The sequence below is a fragment of the Roseovarius sp. genome (genome assembly GCF_027019125.1).
Lineage (GTDB): Bacteria > Pseudomonadota > Alphaproteobacteria > Rhodobacterales > Rhodobacteraceae > Roseovarius.
The window spans coordinates 126645-148270 of the sequence record NZ_JALUXE010000024.1 but is presented as its reverse complement, the minus strand read 5'-3'; the positions used below and the strand labels follow the sequence as shown (position 1 = coordinate 148270).

Genomic DNA, 21626 nt, shown 5'->3' with positions numbered 1-21626 from the left:
TGCGCCGGGGCTAAAGGCAGGGCGCGCATGACAGTCTTTCTGAAACTCGAAGCCATGGCCACGCAACTGGCCCTGAGGCTGGCAATCGGCTTTTTGCTGATCGCGGTGGGTCTGGCGCTCTATCAGGTGACGACGCGTTTCGTCTTTGGGCATCCCTCGACATGGTCCGAGGTGATCACCCGCTCGGCGATGATCTGGTGCGTGTTTCTGGCCGTGGCCCCGGCATTTCGCGAAGGGGCGATGATCGCGGTTGAGGTGGTGCAAAAGATCTTGCCGCCGCGCCTTGGCTTTGCGCTTTACCTTGTGTCGATGGGGCTGTCGGCAGTGTTTTTCTGCATCCTCTTCTGGCAGGGTTGGGCGATGACCGAACGGGTCATGTCGCAAAAGCTGGCGGCGCTGGAAATCTCGATCGCATGGGTCTATGCGGCGCTGCCGGTCGGGTCGGTGTTTATCCTCTTGGCGATACTGGGCTGCACGCTGCGGGCGGTCCAAAAAGGCGCGGTTGCGTTTTCGGCAGGTTTGCAATGAACGCGGCACTGGCGCTATCCCTTGCGATCTTCTTTTTGGCTGGCGTGCCGATTGCGGTGGCGATTGGCCTTGCCTCGGTGATCGGGATAGAGGCCAATGGGCGCCTGCCGTTGCTGCTGGTGGCGCAGCGCATGTTTACGGGCATCGATAGTTTTCCGCTCATGGCAATTCCGCTCTTCATTCTGGCGGGCAACCTGATGTCTGCGGGCGGCATTTCGCATCGTTTGGTCGAACTCGCAAAATCCATTGTCGGTGGCATCCAGGGCGGGTTGGCCGCCTCCTGCGTGCTGACCTGCATGATGTTCGCCTCGGTCTCTGGCTCGTCGGTGGCCACGACCTTTGCGATTGGCGCGATCCTCATTCCGGCGATGGTGAAACATGGCTATCCGGCGCCCATGGCGGCCTCGGTTCAGGCAAGCTCTGCCGAATTGGGCGTGCTGATTCCGCCGTCGATACCGCTGATCCTCTACGGTGTCTCTACGGATACATCGATTGGCCAGTTGTTCCTTGCGGGTATCGGGCCGGGATTCTTGGTGGCGGGGTCGCTGATGGCGCTGGTGCTGATCCTTTGCCGGGTGCGGGGCATCGGGCTAGAGGATGGGCGCGACCGGCCACGGGTGGGCCCGGCGCTCTGGTCCGCCTTGCCTGCGTTGATCGTCCCGGTGGTGATCCTGGGCGGCATCTATTCGGGCGTCTTCACGCCGACCGAGGCGAGCGCCGCTGCCGTGGCCGCAGCCGTGGTCGTGGGCATGGTGTTCTACCGGGAACTGCGCTTTGCGGACCTGCCCGTAATCCTGAAAAAGACGGTGCTGGCGACGGCAGCGATCATGCTCATCATTGCGGCAGCGGCGCTTTTCTCGTTCCTGATCACGCGCTCGGGTCTGCCCAATGAGATCGCGGCTTGGTTCAAGGACATTTTCGAGAGCCGCTTTGCGTTTCTCCTGGTCGTGAACCTGATGCTGCTGGTCGTGGGCATGTTCATCGAAACCTCGGCGGCGATCCTTGTTCTGGCACCGATATTGGCGCCGATTGCGGTCTCCTACGGGGTTGATCCGGTGCATTTCGGGCTGATCCTCGTGGTCAATCTGGCGCTGGGGATGATCACGCCACCGCTGGGCGTCAACCTCTTTGCGGCCTGCGCGGTGGCCAATCTTTCGATTGAGAAGGTCATCCCGCATCTTTTCTGGTTCGTGCTGACCGTGTTCGGGGCGCTCATGCTGATCACCTATATTCCGGCGATCACGCTCTGGCCGATGCAGATCATTCTTTCGGTGGGACAATGACAGAGATCGTGCATTTCGTGGGGCTGGGGTCGATGGGCCTTGGCATGGCGCAATCCGCCCTGCGGGCCGGGTTCGAGACATACGGCCATGATCCGGACGCGGGGCGTCGGGAGTTGCTTGTTGCGGCGGGGGGACGTGCGCTGGACCGGGCATCGCCCAAGGCGGGGGTGCTGGTCTGTGTCGTGCTCAATGCCGAACAGACGCGCAATGCGCTCTTTGGGGCGCAAGGTTGGGCAGAGGGGGTGCAGACGGGTGGTGTCATCCTGGGCTGTGCCACGGTCGCGCCGGAATTTGCCCGCGAAATGGAGGAAGAGGCAGCCCGCCGCGGACTGCTCTATCTCGATGCGCCCATTTCAGGCGGGGCTGTCAAGGCGGCGGAGGGGCGGCTTTCGGTGATGGCATCGGGCCGGGCCGAGGCATTCGTGCGCGCCGAGGCGGTGCTGGCGGCACTGGCAGAAACGGTGCACCGCTTGGGCGATTGCGCCGGGCCGGGATCGGCGATGAAGGCGGTCAATCAGTTGCTGGCAGGTGTGCATATCGCCGCAATGGGCGAGGCGCTGTGTTTTGCCACCTCTCAAGGGCTTGATCTGGCCCGTGTGTTGGAGGTGATCAAGGTGTCGGCGGGCAATTCATGGATGTTCGAGAACCGCGCGCCGCATGTGATCGAGGCGGATTATGCCCCGCGTTCGGCCATAGACATCTGGCCCAAGGACCTGGGCATCGTCAGCGATATTGCGGCGCGCGCGGCCCTGTCCCTGCCGCTGGTCGAGGCGGCGCTGACCGAGTATCGCGCGGCCTCTGCGGCGGGGTTGGGACGCGCCGATGACGCGGCCATCACCAAACATATCGCCGCGCGCGCAGGTTTGCGATTGCCGGGGGACGACTGATGCTCTTGGGCTGTATCGGCGATGATTTCACCGGGTCGAGCGATCTGGCCAATACGCTGACCAAGGCGGGCATGCGATCGGTGCAATATGTGGGTGTGCCCAAAGCGCCCGCCGAGGCGGGTGTGGAGGCGGGTGTCGTCGCACTCAAGTCCCGGTCGATCCCGGTGGCCGAGGCGGTGGCGCAATCGCTGGCGGCGCTCGACTGGTTGCGCGCGCAGGGGTGCCGGCAGTTCCTGTTCAAATATTGCTCTACGTTTGATTCAACGCCCGAGGGCAATATCGGCCCGGTGGCCGAGGCCTTGGCCGATGCCTTGGACGCGCGGCAGGTGATCGTTTGCCCGGCCTTTCCGGGCGCGGGGCGGACGGTCTATCAGGGGCATCTATTTGTGAATGACCGGCTCTTGAGCGAGAGCGGGATGCAGCATCATCCGCTGACCCCGATGACCGATCCGGATATTCGCCGCTGGCTGGCGTTGCAGGTGGCGGGGCCGGTTGGTCATCTGGGCGCAGAGGTCGTGCGGCAAGGGCCGGGGGCGATCCGGGCGGCTCTGGCGGCGCAAGAGCATCGCTTGATCGTCGCGGATGCGATCAACGACGCGGATCTGGTGGCCTTGGGTCATGCCGCGGCGGATTTGCCCCTGATCACCGGTGGATCCGGGATTGCCATGGGCCTGCCCGAAAATTTCCGGGTCCGCGGGGAATTGGCGGGGCATGGTGGCGCGTGGCATGGACAGTCTGGCCCGGCGGTGGTTCTCTCGGGGTCTTGCTCGGTTGCCACGCGTGGACAGGTGGCGCGGCATGCGGCCTCGCATCCAGCGCGGGAAATCTCAGCGGCTGACGTTATGGCGGGCCGGGTTGCACCAGAGGATCTGGCGGAGTGGGCCTTGGCGCAGGTCGGGATTCCGATGATCTATTCCTCGGCTGAGCCCGCCCGCGTGGCGCAGGATCAGGCGCAGTTCGGGGCCGGGGCGGTCGCGGCAGCGATCGAGACGCTCTTTGCGAAACTGGCGCGGGCGCTGGTTGCGCGCGGTGTCACGCGGCTGATCAGCGCGGGTGGTGAGACCTCGGGCGCGGTGGTCGAGGGGCTGGGCCTGACACAGCTTGAGATCGGGCCAGAGATTGCGCCCGGCGTGCCGGTGATGCGCGCGGGCGATGATCTTGTTGTGGCCCTCAAATCGGGGAATTTCGGGGGGCCGGATTTCTTTGTCGAAGCCGCGCAGAGGATGGAGCAGTCCGATGAGTGAAAGCCGTCTGCGTGAGGATCTGTGCTTTTGGGCCAAGTCGATGTTCGACCGGGGGCTGACCGGTGGAGCGTCTGGCAATATTTCCGTTCGGACCGAGGATGGCGGGATGTTGGTCACGCCGACCGGCGTCAGCATGGGGCGGCTTGATCCCGCGCGGCTCAGCCGGTTTGATGCGGGTGGGCGGCTGATTTCGGGTGATCCCCCGACCAAGGAAATGCCGCTGCATGCCGCGTTTTACGAGACGCGGCAGAGCGCGGGGGCGGTCGTGCATCTGCATTCCACCCATTCCGTTGCCCTCTCGATTCTGCCCGATACCGATCCTGACAACGCGGTGCCGCCGCTCACCGCCTATGCGGTGATGCGGGTCGGCAAGGTGGCGCTCTTGCCTTTCTATGTGCCCGGTGACGCGGCGATGGCCGAGGCGATCCGGGGGCTGGCGGGGCGGCGGTCCTCGGTGTTGCTTGCCCATCACGGCCCCGTGGTCGCGGGCAAGGATCTGGAGGCGGCTGTTTTCGCGATGGAAGAACTGGAAGAGACCGCGAAGCTGGCGCTGATCTTGCGCGGCACCGGGGCGCGGCCTTTGGATGCGGGGCAGATTGCGCGGGTGGTGCGCAAGTTCGAGGTGGATTGGGACTGATGCGCTTTTCTGCCAATCTTGGCTTCCTCTTTGCCGACCTGCCCTTGCCCGATGCCGTTCGCGCGGCAGCGCGGACAGGTTTCGCGGCGGTGGAGTGCCATTTCCCCTATGAGTTCGCCGCGCCCGAGGTGCGTGCCGCACTCGAGGAAACCGGCCTGCCGATGCTGGGGCTGAACACCTGGCCGGGCGACAGGGGGGCGGGCGATTTCGGGCTGGCTGCCCTGCCGGGCCGCGAAGAAGAGGCGCGCGCGGCAATCCGGCAGGCGGTGGACTATGCGCAGGCCATTGGTGCAGGCGCGGTGCATGTCATGGCAGGATGCACCGATGGCGGGCCAGAGGCGGAGGCGGCATTTCGCGCCAATCTGCTCTATGCCTGTGATCTGGCCGCGCCCTTGGGGCTGACGATCCTGATCGAGCCGATCAATACCCGTGATGTGCCCGCGTATCACCTGTCGTCAACGGCCCATGCGGCCTCTGTCATTGCGGCGCTCAGGCGGGACAATTTGCGGATGATGTTCGACTGCTATCATCTGCAGATCATGGAGGGCGATCTGCTGCGCCGCTTCGCCCGCTATCAGCCCATCATCGGCCATGTGCAATTCGCGGGCGTGCCGGATCGCGGCGCGCCGGACCAGGGCGAGGTGGATTATCGCTGGCTCTTGCCGCAGTTTGCGGCGCTCGGCTGGCAGCGGCCATTCGGGGCGGAATACCGGCCCGGAGAGGCGGGCACAGAGGCAAGTTTGGGATGGCTGACGCGGTTCTGCTGAGACAGCGTGCGATCCCCCCTCAGCCCTGATGTTCGGCCCCGATCCCTTGAAACATCGCACGTAGGTCAACTGTGCTTTCTTTGCCGATGCGGTCGTAATTGGCGTCAAGCCAAGCCGCTGCCGTGTCGCGCCCGATGTCGCGCAGCCGGGTGAGAAAGGCCCACTCGACATTCATCTTGGACGACGCCCCCATAGGTTTCAGCGCGGCTTCGTTCTCGATCAGATGAACCTTGACCGGACGATAGTGATCGGTCGAAAGCTTGCCCTGTGAAATCAGCCGGTCAACGAAATCAATCGCGCGCAATTCCTTGAGCAGGCTGGCGTTGAAGCTGATCTCGTTCATCCTGTTCTGGATGTCCTGCGCCGAGCGCGGCGCGCCCTTGCGCTCGATCGGGTTGATCTGGATGACCACGATGTCGTCGGTGCCGGTCTTGCCATAAAGAGGGAAGAGCGCAGGGTTGCCCATATAACCACCATCCCAATAGGGCACCCCGTCGATCTCGACCGCTTGATAGAGCTGAGGCAGACAGGCCGAGGCCATCACCATATCCGCTGTCAGTTCCTCACGGGCAAAGACCTTGACCCGGCCCGTCTCGACATTGGTGGCCGAGACAAAGAGCTCGAACGCCGTGCATTTGCGCACCATGTCGAAATCAATGCTCTCTTCCACCAGATCGCGCAGGGGATTGATGTTCATCGGGTTGAGTTGATAGGGCGAGGCGACGCCCGTAAGCGCGTTCATGAAATGGTAAAAGGGGTTGTTCTCCAGCCCCCAGTTGCCAGTCAGCCGGTCCAGTGGCGTGCGCTGCATGGGCGAGTGTTTGACGCTGCCGCTCATGCCGCGCCAAAAGTTGTCCAGAGCCGCGCGAGCGCCGTCGGCCCCGGCGCGGGTCATGCCATCGGCCAAGGCCACGGCGTTCATTGCCCCGGCCGAAGTGCCAGACACCCCGGCAATACGCAGGCGACCATCCTCGAGCAGGTAATCCAGCACGCCCCAGCTAAAGGCCCCATGCGCGCCGCCGCCCTGAAGCGCCAGATTGATCGGTTTGCCGGTCTTGCTCATGGGCGGGCTGCCTCCGTCATTGCGGCGGGTGTCTTGGGTTCAGCCGCAAGCTATCAGCGCACGTCGCCCGACGCCATGGCTGTTGCGGCCCTCTGGCATCACATTCCCGCTCAGACCTGATAATAGGCGCGATACCAGCGCACGAATTGGGCAATCCCGTCGCGCACGCTGGTTTGCGGGCGGTATCCGGTCAATCTTTCGAGCAGGCGGGCGTCCGCCCAGGTGGCGGGCACATCGCCTTTTTGCATCTCCATCATGTTGCGGATGGCGGGGCGTTCCAGCGCCTCTTCGATGGCGGCCACGAAATCCAGAAGCCGCACCTTGTCGGAATTGCCGATGTTGACGACCCGGTAGGGGGCAACGGGTGAGAGGCTGTCACCGGGCGCGATGCTTTCGGGGCTATCGGGCCGCACGGGGGGCGCGTCCATCAACAGGCGGATGCCGCGCACCAGGTCGCCCACATAGGTAAAGTCGCGATACATCTCGCCGTGATTGTAGATGTCGATCGGGCGGCCTGCCAGAATCGCCTCGACAAATTTGAAATAGGCCATGTCGGGGCGGCCCCAGGGGCCATAGACGGTAAAGAACCGAAACATCGTGGTGGGCAGGTTCCACAGATGGGCATGGGCATGGCCCATTGCCTCGGTCGCCTTCTTGGTGGCGGCGTAGATCGTCATCGGGCTGTCGGCCTTCATCGTCTCGGCATAGGGCATCTCTGTGTTTGCACCGTAAACAGAGGAGGTGGAGGCCATGAGCAGATGGCGAACCGCATGCCGCTTGGCCGCCTCCATCACGGTGAAGGTGCCGACGATATTGGCGTCGATATAGGCGCGGGGATTCTCGAGGCTGTAGCGCACGCCCGCCTGTGCCGCGAGATGCACGATGATGTCGGGTGCGCAGGCGTCGATGGCGGCATCCACCGCCGCCTGATCCTCGAGCATGGCCTCAGTCGCGGTGAACCCCGGCTTTTGCAGGAGCATCTGGTGGCGGCGCTGTTTCAGGCTGACGTCGTAATAATCGGTCATGCCGTCGAGACCATGCACCACCATGCCCTCATCCAGCAACAGGTCGGCCAGATGATAGCCGATGAACCCGGCCGTGCCGGTGATGAAGACCCGCGTCATGCCCGCTTTGCCCCGGCGCACGTCATTGAAGATCGGCAAACGCGGTTTGCAGCCGCTCGACCGCCTCGGCAACACGGGCGCGCGGTGTGCCTATGTTGAACCGAAGGAAGCTCTCGCCACCGATGCCGAACCCGGTCCCGATCGAGGGAACAACGCGCGCATCTTCATGGATTCGGCGCAACACTTCGGACATCTCCATGCCCGTATCTGCAAAGTTGACCCATGCAAGATAGGTCGATTGCATGGGCATCGCCTTCAGCGCCGGAATTTGGCCGATCCCGTCGAGAAACAGCCGGTGATTGCGGTCAATGTAGCTGACAAGCGCGTCCACCCATTCAGCGCCCCCCGGCGAATAGGCCGCCCGCGTCAATTCGACACCGAGAAGGTTGGGCTGTGTCTGATGTTCCAAAAGCGCTTGGCGGAACCGTTGGCGCAGGTGATCGTTGGGGATGGTGACTGTCCCAAGCCGGGCCCCAGCGGTGTTGAAGGTTTTCGACGCTGCCGTAAGGATAAAGGAATACCCCGCAGCGTCGGGCGCCGCGTTGAGAAAGCTGGTGAAGCTCTGGCCGGGGTAGACGAGGTCATGGTGGATTTCGTCGCAGACCATGAAGAGATCGTGGCAGCGGCAGAATTCGGCCAACTGGCGCAGTTCCTCCGGTGTCCAGATCCGGCCTGCGGGGTTGTGCGGCGAGGATATGAGCATCATCCGCTCTTTGCCGGTCAAGCCCGCTTCGAGCGCGTCCATATCCATGTGATAGACGCCGTCGCGGATCACAAGCGGAGCCTCGTGCACCACACGCTTGTTCAGTTTAATCTTGTAGGCGAATTCGTGGTAGACGGGCGAGAATATGATCACCTCGTCACCGGGATTTGTATAGGTTTCAAGGATCAGGGCGATGGCATGACCCAGTCCGGCGGTGCTGCTCATATGGTCGGGATCGACGGTCCAGCCATGGCGCTCTTTCATCCACCATGCGGTGGCTTCCTTCATCTCGTTCTCGCCGGTGAAATAGCCGTAATTGGCGCGCTCGAGCAGGTTGCGCATGGCGTCCTGCAACACATCCGCGGCCCGGAAGTCCATATCCGCGACCCACATCGGGATGCCCACGTCAGGGGAAACGCCGCCATATGCTTCCATGTTGTCCCATTTGGAGCTGAACGTATTGCGGCGGTCGATGATCTCGTCAAAATTCATGGGGTTCTCCGGGGTGGTGATCGCGGCGCAGGCTAAACGATCACAGCCCAAGCGCAAGGGGCGTTGCAGAAGCCCCGGTCATCGCCTAAATAGCCGCCATGAAGCGGCCTATTCTGATCCACCCCGACCCGCGCCTGAGAAAGGTCTGCACGCCCGTAAAGGACGTGTCCGATGCCTTGCGCAAACTCTCGCAGGACATGCTCGAGACCATGTATGACGCGCCGGGCATCGGCCTTGCCGCGCCGCAAGTGGGGGTTATGGACCGGCTGATCGTGCTGGATTGCGTCAAGGACGAAGGGGCCACGCCGCGCCCCATCGTGATGCTCAACCCCGAAATCACGGCCTTTTCCGACGAGAAAAGCGTCTATGAGGAAGGCTGCCTGTCGATCCCCGACCAGTTCGCCGATGTCACGCGGCCAGCCGAGGTCGAGGTGCGGTGGCTGGATCTTGACGGTGTGGAGCACAAGGAAGGGTTCGGCGGTCTTTGGGCTACCTGTGTGCAACATGAGATCGACCATCTCGATGGCAAGCTTTTCATCGACTATCTGGGGGCGATGAAGCGCCAGCTCATCACCCGGCGCATGCAAAAGCTCAAGCGCGAATTGGCGCGGGGCTAAGCGGTGGTGCCGCGCCCCTGTCTGCGCTGGCCTGACAAACGGTTGCGTCAGCCTGCCGCGCCAGTCTCGGAGATCACGGATGCAACGCGCGCCCTCTGGGACGAGATGATCGCGGTCATGGAGGCGATGCCGGGTGTGGGGCTTGCCGCCACGCAACTGGGCGAGATGCAGGCCCTCGCGGTGGTCGATGCCAGCACGGCACGGGGACAGGCGGTGCGCATGGCCAATCCCGAAATTCTGCATTCCAGCGTGCAATTGCGCCCTCACGACGAGGCGAGCCCCTGCTTGCCCGGTGTCTCTGCGGTGATCGAGCGGCCGCGCGCCGTGACAGTGCGGTTTCTGAACGCGGCAGGAGAGGTCGAAGAGCGCGATTTTGTCGGTCTCTGGGCCACAAGTGTGCAGCATCAGATCGACCATTTGCAGGGGCGGATGTATTTCGATCACCTCAGCAAGGTCAAACGCGACATGCTCTTGCGGCGCGCGCGCAAGATCGGCTGAGGCGGTGCCGCGGGCGGCGTCGGATTTGAATATTTTGGGAACAATGAAAGGCGCGGGCATGCGAGTGATCTTCATGGGAACGCCCGATTTCTCGGTGCCGGTGCTCGACGCGCTGGTGACAGCGGGGCATGAGGTGGCAGCCGTTTACTGCCAGCCGCCGCGCCCTGCGGGGCGTGGCAAAAAGGACCGCCCCAGCCCGGTCCAGGCGCGAGCCGAGGCGCTTGGCTTGCCGGTGCGCCATCCGGTCAGTCTGAAAGATGAGGTGGCGCAGGCGGATTTTGCAGCGCTCAAGGCCGATGTGGCGGTGGTGGTGGCCTATGGCCTCATTCTGCCGCAGGCGGTGCTGGATGCGCCCGCGCGTGGCTGTCTGAATATCCACGCCAGCCTCTTGCCCCGGTGGCGGGGGGCCGCCCCCATTCATCGCGCCATCATGGCCGGGGATGCAGAGACTGGCGTGTGCATCATGCAGATGGAGGCGGGGCTGGATACCGGGCCGGTTCTGCTGCGCGAGGCACTGACGATTGGCCCCCAGGAAACCACAGGGGAATTGCATGACCGATTGTCTGCCCTTGGTGCGCGGTTGATCGTCGAGGCATTCGAGCGGCTCGACGCCTTGACGCCAGAGCCGCAACCCGAGGCGGGCGTGACCTATGCCGCCAAGATCGACAAATCCGAGGCGCGGGTGGATTGGGCACGCCCCGCCGCAGAGGTGGACCGGCTGATCCGGGGGCTTTCGCCCTTTCCGGGGGCGTGGTGCGAGGCCGGAGGCGAGCGGATCAAGCTGCTTCGCTCGGCTGTGGCTGAGGGGCAGGGCGCGCCCGGTGCCGTGCTCGATGCGGCGCTGACTGTGGGATGCGGCACTGGCGCGGTGCGGCTTTTGCGCTTGCAACGCGCCGGGCGCGCGGCGCAGGATGTGGATGAGTTTCTGCGCGGCATGCCCTTGCCGCGTGGCACGCAGCTGGGGTGACGCGATGTTCATGCAACTCTTTGGCACGGTGGTGATCGCGGGCATCGTCGGCTATGCGAGCGAGAAAACCGGCTTTACCCGCAACGGCTATTTGCCGTCGATCATCATCTGCATCGGCGGTGCATTTCTGTTTTACTTTGTCCGGATCATGTTCGGCATTCGCTTTGGCGCGCCGGGGATTGATGCGATCCTGTCCTCGGTGGGGGCGCTGATCATCGTGCCGACCCATTGGCGCAAGGGGAGGTAAGGCATGGGCATTGTCGGGCTCTTGATCGTGGGGATTGCAGCGGGCTTTCTGGCGACGCGGCTGATGCGGGTCGAGATGGGCGTGGTACCCACCATCCTGATCGGGATAGCGGGCACGTTGATCGGGGCGGTGGTCATTCGCATGGTGCTGATGATCACCGGCTTTCTTGGCGGGCTTGTCGGTGCGGTTCTGGGCGCGATGCTGCTTGTCTGGCTGTGGAAGATGATCGGCGAACGGCGCTGACGGCTAGTTTCTTGGCGGGCGTGCGCGGTAGACCGGCAGCCGCCAGCCAAAGCCGAGCGAGCCCGCGCGCAACGCCCATGTCAGCGCCGCACAGGTGCCCAGGATGACGAGCGGGTCATCGCTGAGCGTCGCCACCAGAACAGCACCCAGCGCCCCGGCAAAGGCGGCGGTCACGTAAAGCTCTCCCTGCTTCAGCACCAAGGGCACCTCGTTGCAGACGACATCGCGCATGAGCCCGCCCATGCAACCCGTGACCATTCCCATCAGCACCACGATCACGGGGCTTTGCCCCATGACCATCGCGGCACTCACCCCCGCGGGCACCGCCACGGCAAGCGCGAAACTGTCGAGCCAGAGCAGGAGACGATAGCGGCTTTCGACCAGATGGGCAGTGAAAAATACCAGGAGTGCCGCGCCACAGGCGATCAGGATATAATCCGGATTGCCCAGCCAAAAGACCGGGTTGCGATCCAGAAGCACATCGCGCAGCGTGCCGCCGCCCACCGCCGTCAGGCAGGCGATGAAGGCAAATCCAACGATGTCGAGTTGCTGGCGCGAGGCCACAAGCGCGCCGGTCAGCGCAAAGATCAAGACCGAGGCGTAATCAAGGAGAAAGAGCGCGCTCATCCCTTGGCCTTGCCCGGCTTGAACGGGGCCATGCCGGCGCGGGCCAATTCATCGGCGCGCTCGTTTTCGGGGTGTCCTGCGTGGCCCTTGACCCATTCCCATGTGACGGTGTGGCGCTTTTGCGCCTCGTCCAGACGCTGCCATAGCTCGACATTCTTGACCGGCTTCTTGTCGGCGGTGCGCCAGCCGTTGCGCTTCCATCCGTGCATCCAGCCGGTCACGCCGTTTTTGACATAGGCGCTGTCGGTGACAATCGTGATGGCTGAGGGGCGCGAGAGCGCCTCGAGCGCGGCGATGGCGGCGCAAAGCTCCATCCGGTTGTTGGTTGTGTCGGCCTCGCCCCCGGAAAGCTCTCGCTCTTTGAGCACGGTATCGCCCTCCACGGCGCGCATCAGCACGCCCCAGCCGCCCGGGCCCGGATTGCCGGAACAGGCCCCGTCGGTATAGGCGAAGAGCGCGGGCATCAGAGCAGCACCCCCACGGCAAGACAACCGATCACCACCGCCGTCAGAAGCACCCGCAGCGCCATCCACCACGGCGGTGTCAGGCCCCATCGTGAAAATTGCCAATCAAGCGCCAGAAGGCCCGCGAATCCGAAAATCAGGCTCATTCCCGCCGAGGTCGGCCCGCCGCCGGTCATGAAAAACGCCCAGAGGGCCGGAATGACCGAGAGGCCGTAGCAGACGCCCGCCATCGTGCCCGTCGCCCGCGTGGCGAACCCCCAGAGCACGCCCGACATGAACGACAGGATCACCGCGCCGTAAAAGAGCATCACATAGGGCCCGGCAAAGCGCGGCCCGATGGTCTGCGCGGTCCAGAGGCCGAGGTCGGGCAGAAACACGGTCAGGGCCCCCCAAAGGAAGGGCAAGAGACCGGCAAGGCCAAGAAACAGGGGGGCGCGGGGGATCATCTGCATGGCGCGCAAAATGGCCCGAGGGGCGGCCAGAGGCAAGGGGAAAGCCGCCGATTTCAGCGTGGCAAGCTGCCTCCTTTCGGATCACAAAGGGCTGGACCGCTACAGGCAACGTGATAGGTAAATCGCATGAGCCTGATCCCAGCCACCCCCGCATTCATCGACGCGCTGCGCGCGCGCCTGCCCGCGCCCACGTTTCGCGAGGCAACCCCCGGATATTTCGAGGAACCGCGCGGCCGCTGGCAGGGGCAGGGCGTGGTTCTGGCCCCTGGCAACACCGAAGAGGTGGCCGAGATCGTGCGCGCTTGCGCCGCGGCGCGGGTGCCGGTGGTGCCCTATGGCGGGGGCACGGGGCTTGTCGGCGGGCAAATCGCGCCCGAGGGGCCGCGCCCCGTGATCCTGAGCCTTGAGCGGATGCGCGCGGTGCGGGGCATTTATCCGTCCGAGAATGTGATCGTGGTCGAGGCGGGGGCGATCCTGCAGGATATTCACGAGGCCGCCGCCAAGGTGGACCGGCTCTTTCCTCTCAGCATCGCTGCCAAGGGATCGGCGCGGATTGGCGGAAACCTTGCCACCAATGCGGGCGGCGTAAACGTGTTGCGCTACGGCAATGCGCGCGATCTCTGTCTGGGGCTTGAGGCGGTCATGCCCGACGGGCGCATCTGGCATGGCCTCAAACGCCTGCGCAAGGACAACACCGGCTATGATCTGCGTAATCTCCTGATCGGCTCCGAGGGCACGCTCGGGGTGATCACCGCCGCAGCGCTCAAGCTGTCTCCGCGCCCCGCGGGCGAGGGCACGGCGCTCATGGTGGTGGACAGCCCGCGCGCCGCGCTTGACCTCTTGGCACTGGCGCGCGACCGGGTGGGCGAGGGGGTGAGCGCATTCGAGATCATGCATCGGGCCGGGCTGGAGTTTCTGGCCGAGACCTTGCCCGACATCCGCCAGCCCTTTGCCGAGATGCCGGAATGGTTCGTGCTGATTGATGTGGGGCTGGCCCGTGGGCTTGATCCGGCCTTGGCGCTCGAGGGGCTGTTCGCCGAGGCATTCGAGGCGGGGCTGGTCAGCGATGGGATCGTTGCGCAATCCGAGACGCAGCGCCATCAGTTCTGGGAGGTGCGCGAGCAAATTCCCGAGGCGAACCGCCGTATCGGGTCGATCAGTTCACATGATATTTCGCTGCCGATGTCAGAGATCCCGGATTTCATCGCAAAAGGCGCCGAAGTGATTGCCCGGATCGGGGCGTTCCGGATCAACTGTTTCGGGCATCTGGGCGATGGCAACCTGCATTACAACGTCTTTCCCATGCCGGGGCGCAGCCGTGCGGATCACGTGGCCGAACGCGACGCGATCAAGCGCGCGGTGCATGATCTGGTGCATGAGATGGGCGGGTCTGTCAGCGCCGAACATGGTATCGGGCGGCTCAAGGTCGAAGACCTGGAGCGCTATGGCGATCCGGTAAAGCTGGACGCGATGCGCGCGATCAAGGCGGCGCTTGACCCTCTGGGGATCATGAATCCAGGCGCGGTGCTGCGGGGGTAGAGCCCGGCCCCGTTATGCGTCGCCGTGAGACCGCCCTTGCCAGAGAGGGTGCGGCACCGGGTCCTTGGCGCGCCAGAGATGGGCGCGGAAGATTTCCGCATAGGAGCGATAGACATAGCCATCGTTGCGGCGCAGGTAATGATCGCGCCGCGCCGCATAGAGGGCGGGCAACTGATACCATGGCACCTCGGGGTGCATGTGATGCACCACATGCAGGTTGTTGTTGAGGAACAGCAATGCCAGCGGGCCGCGATCCTCGATCACCACGGTGCGGCCACTGGCGCGCTCATGGGCGCGATGCTCCAGAAAAGTGCGGATTTTCAGCACCGCCAGGCCAAGCCAGACCGCCAGAAGATAGGCCCAGACCGGCATCGGCGCGAACCAGAGCCAGACAAACACCAGCGCCACCGCCGGAACATGCCAGAGCCAGGCCTTGCGTACGGCGCGGTCGCCCGCCCGGATCGCCTGCCAATCGCTATGCAGAAACATGACCTGCGCCACCAGCGGGCCGATCAGCATACGCCCCGCCAGCGTGTTGTTGAGCCGCAGGACCAGCCGCACCGAACGTGGCAACCGCGCCCAGACGGCGGGATCCAGGTAGTTTGCCTCGGGGTCGTCATAGGGGTCGGTGAGATATTCCTCGCGGTGATGCGCAAGGTGAGTATCCCGGAAACGAACATAGGGGATCACGAGGCAAAGGCAGGGAAAGACCAGCGTTTCATTCAGGAGACGGGAACGGAAAGGGTGGCCATGCAGCGCCTCGTGACAGAGCGACGAATGGAGCGCTATGGCAAGGGCAGTCACGACGATGCCCAGAGGAAGCGCCAGAACCGAGGCCGCGGTCGTGCCAAAGATCCATAAGCCGTAGCAGAGCGCCAAGAGCCCGAGCGTGGGCCATTCCACGCGGGCATCCTGCCGCGTCTTGGGCGGTAGTCCGGCGGTTCCGGTGGGGGCTGCGGCTTGCGAATGGGGGCGCATTCAAGGTCCTTTTGATACGTAATATGGCGCGACATTCGTTTCGATTTCCTGAGGACGCCATTTCGGAAATGGTTAACATTTCTCCGCATTTGTGATAAAAATCACCAAATGATAAAAAATATCGACAAACGTCTGCGCGCAACCCTGTTCCGCACCCGGCTGGCCGAGGCGATGCGCCTGCGCGGCAGCAATCAGAGCGTTCTGGCGCGGACCATCGGCGTGGATCGCTCGACCGTGTCGCAACTGCTCAAGGGCGATGCCGCGCGGTTGCCCAATGCGCAGGTGGTGGGGGAATGTGCCTCGGCCTTGGGGGTGTCGGCTGACTGGCTCTTGGGGTTGACCGACCGGCCCGAGACGGCCGCAGACATGTTGGCCAACACACTCTCGCTGACCGAGGCGCCGCGCGCCTTGGTGGATGAACAGATTTTCGCCTGGCACAAGGAGGCGGCGGGCTACAAGATCCGCCATGTGCCGGCCGCCTTGCCGGATATGCTCAAGACCCGCGCAATGCTGGAATGGGAATATGCGCCACATCTGGGCCGCTCGACCGATCAGGCGATCGGGGCGTCCGAGGATCGCATGGCCTGGATGCGGGCGGCGCGGTCGGATTACGAGATCGCCTTGCCGCTCTATGAGATCGAGAGTTTCGCGCGGGGCGAGGGCTATTATCGCGGATTGTCCGCAGGCCTCAGGCGGGCGCAGTTGGATCATCTGATCGCCACCACAACGCAGCTTTATCCGCGTCTGCGGCTCTATCTCTTTGATGCGCGGCGGGTCTATTCGGCGCCGATCACCATCTTTGGGCCGCTCTTGTCGGTGCTCTATCTGGGGCGCAATTACATGGTGTTTCGCGACACCGAGCGGATTCAGGCGATGACGCTGCATTTCGACGGGCTGGTGCGCGAGGCGGGCGTGACGGCGCGGGCCATCCCGGAGCATTTGCGCGACTTGCGCGATGCATGCGTGCGCTGAGGCCGCAGGTTTAACGCGTGCGGCGGGGCTGGGTGGCGTTGTCCTCGGCCTCGGCGCGGGCCAGATGCAGGGCGCGGCGGCAGAGGTCGGCGCGCTCTTGCAGGATCTGCTGGCGACGCTGGTGCTGCGAGAGGTCCTGTTCCACGGCGGTGCGTTCCTGACGTGTGCGGGCAATCTGGCTGCGCGTCGCCTCGAGCTGTTGCACCAAGGTGCGACCCATGAAATGCGCGGTGCTGAGCTGGCCTGGGGTCATCGGCTGGGTCGAGAGGGTAGCGGTCTGGTCGAGCATCTGGCCCAGACGGTCGGCGATGTCGAACTGCTGCATTTCCTGCTGGCGCAGGTGGCCTAGCTGGATCGAGAGATGTCCAAGATCGCGGTTTTCCTGCCGCGCCATCAAGGTCAGGAGGCGGTGCTGACGCGCGCTCATGCGGCACCCCCTGTCAGGGCGCAAAGGGCGCTGATACTGTCCTCGAGGCTGGCGGGTTCGTGGATGTCCTGCCGGATGAAGTTCTCGATCCGGGGCCAGAGGGCAACGGCCTCGTCAAGCGTAGCGTCCTGACCGGGGGAATAGGCACCCATCAGCATCATGTCACGGTTCTCCATGTAAAGGGCAATGAGGCGGCGCAGGCGCAGCGCGGCTGCGTGGTGGGGTTTCTCGGCGATGTCCTTCATCACACGGCTCACCGATTGGGTAAGGTCGATGGCCGGATAGATGCCCATCTGCGCCTGATTGCGCGAGAGCACGAAATGCCCGTCGAGAATGGCGCGGGCGGTGTCGACCACGGGGTCATTGGTGGTGTCGTCGCCATCGGCCAGAATGGTATAGAATGCGGTGATGCTGCCCTGACCGGGCAGGCCGGGACCGGCACGCTCGATCAGCCCGGGGATCATCGAGATGACCGACGGCGTATAGCCCTTGGCGGTGGGTTGTTCGCCAAGCGCCAGACCGATTTCGCGGCGGGCATGGGCCACGCGGGTAAGGCTGTCCATGATCAGCATGACCTGTTTGCCCTGATCGCGGAAATATTCGGCAATCGCGGTGGCGCGATGCGCCGCGCGCAGGCGCAGGAGCGGCGAGCGGTCGGCGGGCACGGCCACGACGCAGGTCTTGGCACGGTTCTCGCCGGTCATCACCTTGGAGACGAAATCGCCCACTTCGCGGGCGCGTTCGCCGATCAGCCCGACGACGATCACATCGGCAGAGGTATAGCGGGTCATCATCTCGATCAGAACGGATTTGCCCACGCCAGAGCCTGCGATGATGCCCACGCGCTGACCGCGCCCCACGGTGAGGGCCGCGTTGATCACGCGCACGCCTACATCAAGGGGGGCATCGACCGGTTGCCGCGCGAGCGGGTTTTGTTCGCGCCCCGAGAGCGGTCGGGTGTCGGGGCAATCGGGCGGGCCAAAGCCGTCGAGCGGCACGCCTTCGGCATCGAGCACGCGGCCCAAGAGGGCGTCGCCCATGGCGGCGTTATGCCCGCCGCGCAGCTTATGCACCATGCAGCCATGGGTGATACGCGCGCCGGGCTGGTCGAGAAAGAGCAGATTGCGGCCATTGGCAAAGCCCACGATTTCACCCGTGGCACCCTTGCCATCCTCGGTGTCGATCCGGCAGCGGGTGCCGGGGCTGGCGGGAAAGCCCGCACATTCGAGGATGAGACCATCGTAGCGCAGCACCTGACCCGAATAGCCGGGGGGTGGCACCTCGGTCATGGTTTCGGTGACTTGGGCCAGACGCGCGAGCAGATCGGTCATGCCAGCCCCCCGTCGCGTTCGGCGATCACGTCGGAAAAGGTGATCTCGTCCATGCGCAGGCGCATATCGCCGCGCCCCAGCGTGGTGTCGGGCGACAGGCGGCCTTTGGCCAGCGGGCTGAAATCCTTGATATGGGGTTTGATTGCAATGAGGTCCGCCGGGTTCATCAGCACGACGGTCCCTTCGGCCCCGGCGGCAATCTGATGGGTGATCTTTTCGATCCGGCGCAGAAAGGGACGGGGGGCCTCGTCAATCTTCTGCCCGGCGCGCTGGGTGGCCAAGTGGCGCACGGCGAGCTCCAGCTTGGCGGTCAGATCCGCGAGACGCTCGTTTTCAGCGCTGGTGAGGCGGGTGACGGCGGCGGTAAAGGCGTCGCGCGCCTCGGCGATGTCTTGTGCCGCGGTGGCGCGGGCCTCCTCCAGAGCCTCGGCGCGCGCTTTGGCGCAGGCGGCCTCGATCTCCTGCATCGCGGCGGCGTGGCCCTCGGCCCAGGCGACGCGGCGCTCTGCCTCGATGTCCAAAGTGGGCGGTGGCGGTGCGGGGGTAAAGGTGGCGGCGGTGGGTTCGGACGCTGTATCGACGGGCGCGGGTTCGGGCTCTGGCGGCTGCGTGCGCAGGGGGCGCACCACGGTCTGCGGGGCAAAGCCGCTTTCTGCCTGTGCCTCTGGTGTTGCGGGCTGGCGGCGCTGGAATTGCTGCGATGAGCGGCGCACGAGGGCCAGCAGATCCTCAGGCGTCAGTGCGCCGGTCTCGGGGGGGAGGTCAGGGGCGGGCATCGCGGTCATGGTCTCAGACCATCTTTTCGCCGCCGCGTCCGGCGAGCGTTATCTTGCCCTCGTCAGACAGGCGGCGGGCGACGGTGATGACCTGCTTCTGGGCCTCTTGCACCTGGCTCAGACGCACCGGGCCCATGGCCTCCATCTCGTCCATGATATTGGCGGCGGCGCGGGCCGAAACACAGCCCAAGAGCTTGTCGCGCAGGGCGGGATTGGCACCCTTGAGAGCGAGAACAAGAACCTCGGTGTCGATTTCGCGCAGCACGGTCTGCAGGGCGCGCTCGTCGGATTTGATGAGGTAATCGAACACGAAAAGATTGTCCTGGATATCCTCGGAGAGCGTTTTGTCATCCTTGCGAATGTCCTTCATGATCCGCTCTTCCATATCCTGACGGGTGAAGTTCATGATCCGGGCGGCAGCCTTGACCCCGCCGATCTGCGAGGCGCGCAGGGTGGTGTTGGCCTTGAACTTGGCGCGCATCACCTCTTCGAGGTCGCGCAGCGCCTCGGGTTGCACGGTGTTGAGCGTGGCGATACGGCGGATGATTTCGGGCTGTGCCTCGGGCTGCAGGAGTTTGAGCACCTCGGCCCCCTGGGCATAGTCGAGCGAGGCGATGACCAGCGCCATGATCTGCGGATGCTCGTCCTGGATCAGTTCGGCCACGGCAGATGGGTCCATCCAGTCGAGGATTTCAATCGGGCGTTCGCTGTTGGTGGGCACGATGCGCGAGAGCACCGATTGCGCCTTGTGCGCGCCAAGCGCCTGATCGAGCACCTGGCGGACATAATTGCCAGCACCGATGCCGATGCCGGTCTGATTGCTGACCAGTCCCAGAAATTCGTTGAGCACCGCGTCGACCGTGTCGTGATCGACACCTTGCACGGTGAACATGGCCTCGCCGAGCACCTGAACCTCGGAGGGGGAGAGGGCGCGCAGGATCTGCGCGGCGGTCTCTTCTCCAAAGACCATCATCAGGATGGCGGCCTTTTGCACCGGGGTCAGGTCAGCGCCGGGACTGGCTCCGGCAGGGGCAGGCAACGCGAGGGTCATGGACGGTCCTCACCGGTGGGGGCGATCATGGACTTGAAGACGCCCGCGATACGGTTGGTCTCGGCCCCTGCCATCTGGCGCAGAAGGTCGATCTTTTCCTCGTAGGTGATGGCCCCGTTGAGGTCATCGGCATTGGGGGCCGCGGTCTCGAGGCGCTGGCGCAGGGCGGACAGGCTCTCGCCGCGGGGCACTTCGATGGCGTCGCCAAAGGTCATGCCGGTGGTGGCAGTGGTGGCCCCGACAGGTGGCAGAAGGCGATTGAGGATCGGGCGCACGACACCCAGCACGATGATGCCAAAGAGGGCGAGTTGCGCCAGTGTGCGCCCCAGGGTGGGAAGCCAGGCCGCATCATACCAGCGTTCTGCGGGAATGAGGGAGGGGGCCACGACAAAGGGCGCGCTGGCCACGGTGACAAGGTCGCCGCGTGCCTCGTCAAAGCCGATGGCGGAGCGGGTCAATGCCTCGATTTCCGCGAGCGGCACGGCCTCGGGGGCAGGCGCGGCATCGCCGTCGGCGGGGGTTTCGGGCGTGGGCAGGCGGTGCAAGAGCACGGCGGCATGCACGCGGTTGATCTGGGCGGTCTGGGGCTGGCGGGTTTCCACCCGGCGGCTAACCTCGTAATTGCGGGTCGAGGAGGTGGCGCTGTTCGTGGTGCCGCTCTTGGCCGCTTTTGAGGCGGCGTCGGCCATCTGCGCCTCGTTGGGGGGCGTGTTGGAGACGGCGCCGGGAATGCCGCCGACCTGTGCGCCGCTGGTTTGTTGGCTGCTGCTCTGCTCGCTGCGCAGGGCGGTGTCGGGCAGGTATTCCTCGCTGGTGATCTCGGACCGGGTGAAATCCATATCCAGCGTCACTTCAACGGCGGCATTGCCTGCGCCCACGATGGGCGTCAGGAGTGCCAGCACCCGATCGCGGTAGACAGCTTCGAGTCTGCGCTGATGCTGCATCTGGCGGTCGGCCTCGGCCTGCACCGGGTCTTCTTCGGGGCTGGTCAGGAGCGTGCCTGTCTGGTCCACGACCGAGACATTGCCGCGCGGCATATCGGGCACGGCGGCGGAAACGAGGCTGACGATTGCGCGAACCTGCGCCTGATCGAGGGTCATGCCGGGCGCGAGTTCCAGGAACACGGAGGCACGGGGCGGCTGGCTGTCGCGGACAAAGGCGCTGCGTTCCGGCAAGGCCAGATGCACGCGGGCAGCGCGCACCGGGCGCAATTCCTGGATGGAGCGGGCAAGGTCCAGTTCCTGCATCCGGCGCAGGCGGGCGGATTCGATCTGGCGCGATGTGCCCATGGGCATCTCGTCAATTGCCGACATGCCGTCGGTTGCCCCTGCGGGCAGGCCCTGAGTGGCCAGAAGCATCCGGGCGCTGTGAAACTGGTCTGCAGCCACGGTCAGCGCGCCGGACGACGGGTCTAGCTGCGCGTCCATACCGGCGGCGGTCAGCGCGTCGAGAGCACGGGATTTCTCGGCCTCGGGCAGACCTGCATGCAGGGTCACGCGGTCGGCAGGGGCCAGCAACAGCCATGCCGCCAGCCCGAGCGTCACGACCAGCAGCACGCCAATCGCCGGCAGGGCGCGGCGCAGGGCCGGCTGGGCCATGAACCCATCCATGCCCGAGAGCGCAAGGCGCGCGCGCTGTACGAGCGACGTGGCGCCAGCTTGTGCCGGGAGAGTGGTTTGCGATCCGTCCATGTTCTCTACTTCCGTGGT

General features: G+C 64.6%; 25 protein-coding genes. 13 read left to right on the top strand and 12 right to left on the bottom strand.

The features are described 5' to 3' along the window. The first annotated feature begins 27 nt into the window (after nt 1-27). The 6 genes from MVC20_RS08055 to MVC20_RS08030 are packed head-to-tail and all read left to right on the top strand — an operon-like array spanning nt 28 to nt 5346. On the top strand, nt 28-528 hold the full coding sequence (locus tag MVC20_RS08055) for a TRAP transporter small permease (protein ID WP_297540164.1): 501 nt from the start codon (nt 28-30) through the stop codon (nt 526-528). Further along, complete coding sequence (locus MVC20_RS08050; protein ID WP_297540162.1) at nt 525-1811, top strand: TRAP transporter large permease; 1287 nt, start codon at nt 525-527, stop codon at nt 1809-1811. Before MVC20_RS08055 ends, MVC20_RS08050 begins: the two co-directional genes overlap by 4 nt. Then, complete coding sequence (gene ltnD / locus MVC20_RS08045) at nt 1808-2698, top strand: L-threonate dehydrogenase (RefSeq protein WP_297540159.1); 891 nt, start codon at nt 1808-1810, stop codon at nt 2696-2698. The genes MVC20_RS08050 and ltnD overlap by 4 nt, the downstream gene beginning before the upstream one ends. Then, nucleotides 2698-3942 (top strand): 3-oxo-tetronate kinase, encoded by a 1245-nt coding sequence (gene otnK, locus MVC20_RS08040; RefSeq protein ID WP_297540157.1) that lies wholly within the window; start codon nt 2698-2700, stop codon nt 3940-3942. The genes ltnD and otnK overlap by 1 nt, the downstream gene beginning before the upstream one ends. After that, complete coding sequence (otnC, locus tag MVC20_RS08035) at nt 3935-4579, top strand: 3-oxo-tetronate 4-phosphate decarboxylase (protein ID WP_297540155.1); 645 nt, start codon at nt 3935-3937, stop codon at nt 4577-4579. The genes otnK and otnC overlap by 8 nt, the downstream gene beginning before the upstream one ends. After that, on the top strand, nt 4579-5346 hold the full coding sequence (locus MVC20_RS08030; RefSeq protein ID WP_297540153.1) for a TIM barrel protein: 768 nt from the start codon (nt 4579-4581) through the stop codon (nt 5344-5346). Before otnC ends, MVC20_RS08030 begins: the two co-directional genes overlap by 1 nt. Nucleotides 5347-5365: 19 nt before the next feature. On the opposite strand, the gene MVC20_RS08025 is transcribed toward MVC20_RS08030, so the two are convergent. The 3 genes from MVC20_RS08025 to MVC20_RS08015 form a co-directional block, all read right to left on the bottom strand. After that, nucleotides 5366-6409, bottom strand: a complete 1044-nt coding sequence (locus MVC20_RS08025; RefSeq protein ID WP_297540151.1) for a patatin-like phospholipase family protein — start codon at nt 6407-6409, stop codon at nt 5366-5368. A 110-nt stretch (nt 6410-6519) separates the two neighbouring features. Further along, nucleotides 6520-7533, bottom strand: a complete 1014-nt coding sequence (locus MVC20_RS08020; RefSeq protein WP_297540149.1) for an NAD-dependent epimerase/dehydratase family protein — start codon at nt 7531-7533, stop codon at nt 6520-6522. Nucleotides 7534-7555: 22 nt separating this feature from the next. After that, complete coding sequence (locus MVC20_RS08015) at nt 7556-8728, bottom strand: aminotransferase class I/II-fold pyridoxal phosphate-dependent enzyme (RefSeq protein WP_297540147.1); 1173 nt, start codon at nt 8726-8728, stop codon at nt 7556-7558. A gap of 98 nt (nt 8729-8826) precedes the next feature. Here MVC20_RS08015 and def (MVC20_RS08010) point away from each other — a divergent pair, with 98 nt between their 5' ends. Genes def (MVC20_RS08010) through MVC20_RS07990 form a run of 5 tightly spaced genes read left to right on the top strand, consistent with a single transcriptional unit; the run spans nt 8827 to nt 11300 of the window. Beyond that, the gene (def, locus tag MVC20_RS08010) at nt 8827-9345 is read left to right on the top strand and encodes a peptide deformylase (protein WP_037273733.1); all 519 of its coding nucleotides are present in this window, start codon (nt 8827-8829) and stop codon (nt 9343-9345) included. Between the two features lie 3 nt (nt 9346-9348). Continuing rightward, complete coding sequence (def, locus tag MVC20_RS08005; protein WP_297540145.1) at nt 9349-9843, top strand: peptide deformylase; 495 nt, start codon at nt 9349-9351, stop codon at nt 9841-9843. A gap of 58 nt (nt 9844-9901) precedes the next feature. Further along, entirely contained in the window at nt 9902-10810 is a 909-nt protein-coding gene (gene fmt, locus MVC20_RS08000) for a methionyl-tRNA formyltransferase (RefSeq protein WP_297540142.1), read from the top strand. A 4-nt stretch (nt 10811-10814) separates the two neighbouring features. Further along, a complete protein-coding gene (locus tag MVC20_RS07995) occupies nt 10815-11057 on the top strand; it encodes a hypothetical protein (protein WP_297540204.1) in 243 nt (80 codons plus the stop codon). A gap of 3 nt (nt 11058-11060) precedes the next feature. Beyond that, nucleotides 11061-11300, top strand: a complete 240-nt coding sequence (locus tag MVC20_RS07990) for a GlsB/YeaQ/YmgE family stress response membrane protein (RefSeq protein WP_297540140.1) — start codon at nt 11061-11063, stop codon at nt 11298-11300. A gap of 3 nt (nt 11301-11303) precedes the next feature. On the opposite strand, the gene MVC20_RS07985 is transcribed toward MVC20_RS07990, so the two are convergent. The 3 genes from MVC20_RS07985 to MVC20_RS07975 are packed head-to-tail and all read right to left on the bottom strand — an operon-like array spanning nt 11304 to nt 12843. Next, a complete protein-coding gene (locus MVC20_RS07985) occupies nt 11304-11927 on the bottom strand; it encodes a trimeric intracellular cation channel family protein (RefSeq protein WP_297540138.1) in 624 nt (207 codons plus the stop codon). After that, nucleotides 11924-12391 carry a ribonuclease HI gene (gene rnhA, locus MVC20_RS07980; protein ID WP_297540136.1) on the bottom strand — a complete coding sequence of 156 codons (468 nt, stop codon included), beginning with the start codon at nt 12389-12391 and terminating at the stop codon, nt 11924-11926. Before rnhA ends, MVC20_RS07985 begins: the two co-directional genes overlap by 4 nt. Next, nucleotides 12391-12843 carry a DUF3429 domain-containing protein gene (locus MVC20_RS07975; protein WP_297540134.1) on the bottom strand — a complete coding sequence of 151 codons (453 nt, stop codon included), beginning with the start codon at nt 12841-12843 and terminating at the stop codon, nt 12391-12393. Before MVC20_RS07975 ends, rnhA begins: the two co-directional genes overlap by 1 nt. A 126-nt stretch (nt 12844-12969) precedes the next feature. Here MVC20_RS07975 and MVC20_RS07970 point away from each other — a divergent pair, with 126 nt between their 5' ends. Beyond that, entirely contained in the window at nt 12970-14382 is a 1413-nt protein-coding gene (locus MVC20_RS07970) for an FAD-binding oxidoreductase (RefSeq protein ID WP_297540132.1), read from the top strand. Nucleotides 14383-14394: 12 nt separating this feature from the next. Here MVC20_RS07970 and MVC20_RS07965 read toward each other — a convergent pair whose 3' ends face one another. Continuing rightward, nucleotides 14395-15360 (bottom strand): fatty acid desaturase, encoded by a 966-nt coding sequence (locus MVC20_RS07965; RefSeq protein ID WP_297540130.1) that lies wholly within the window; start codon nt 15358-15360, stop codon nt 14395-14397. A 108-nt stretch (nt 15361-15468) separates the two neighbouring features. Between MVC20_RS07965 and MVC20_RS07960 the strand changes: the two genes are divergently transcribed. Then, nucleotides 15469-16332, top strand: coding sequence for a helix-turn-helix transcriptional regulator (locus MVC20_RS07960; protein ID WP_297540128.1), 864 nt, complete (start codon nt 15469-15471; stop codon nt 16330-16332). Nucleotides 16333-16342: 10 nt separating this feature from the next. Here the strand turns inward: MVC20_RS07960 and MVC20_RS07955 are convergent, their stop codons facing one another. The 5 genes from MVC20_RS07955 to fliF are packed head-to-tail and all read right to left on the bottom strand — an operon-like array spanning nt 16343 to nt 21608. Then, a complete protein-coding gene (locus MVC20_RS07955; RefSeq protein WP_297540125.1) occupies nt 16343-16759 on the bottom strand; it encodes a hypothetical protein in 417 nt (138 codons plus the stop codon). Continuing rightward, complete coding sequence (locus tag MVC20_RS07950; protein ID WP_297540123.1) at nt 16756-18090, bottom strand: FliI/YscN family ATPase; 1335 nt, start codon at nt 18088-18090, stop codon at nt 16756-16758. The genes MVC20_RS07955 and MVC20_RS07950 overlap by 4 nt, the downstream gene beginning before the upstream one ends. Further along, the gene (locus tag MVC20_RS07945; protein ID WP_297540121.1) at nt 18087-18875 is read right to left on the bottom strand and encodes a FliH/SctL family protein; all 789 of its coding nucleotides are present in this window, start codon (nt 18873-18875) and stop codon (nt 18087-18089) included. The genes MVC20_RS07950 and MVC20_RS07945 overlap by 4 nt, the downstream gene beginning before the upstream one ends. Before the next feature lie 4 nt (nt 18876-18879). Then, nucleotides 18880-19917, bottom strand: coding sequence for a flagellar motor switch protein FliG (gene fliG / locus MVC20_RS07940; protein WP_297540119.1), 1038 nt, complete (start codon nt 19915-19917; stop codon nt 18880-18882). Beyond that, nucleotides 19914-21608 carry a flagellar basal-body MS-ring/collar protein FliF gene (gene fliF, locus MVC20_RS07935; protein ID WP_297540117.1) on the bottom strand — a complete coding sequence of 565 codons (1695 nt, stop codon included), beginning with the start codon at nt 21606-21608 and terminating at the stop codon, nt 19914-19916. Before fliF ends, fliG begins: the two co-directional genes overlap by 4 nt. Between the last annotated feature and the right edge of the window lie 18 nt (nt 21609-21626).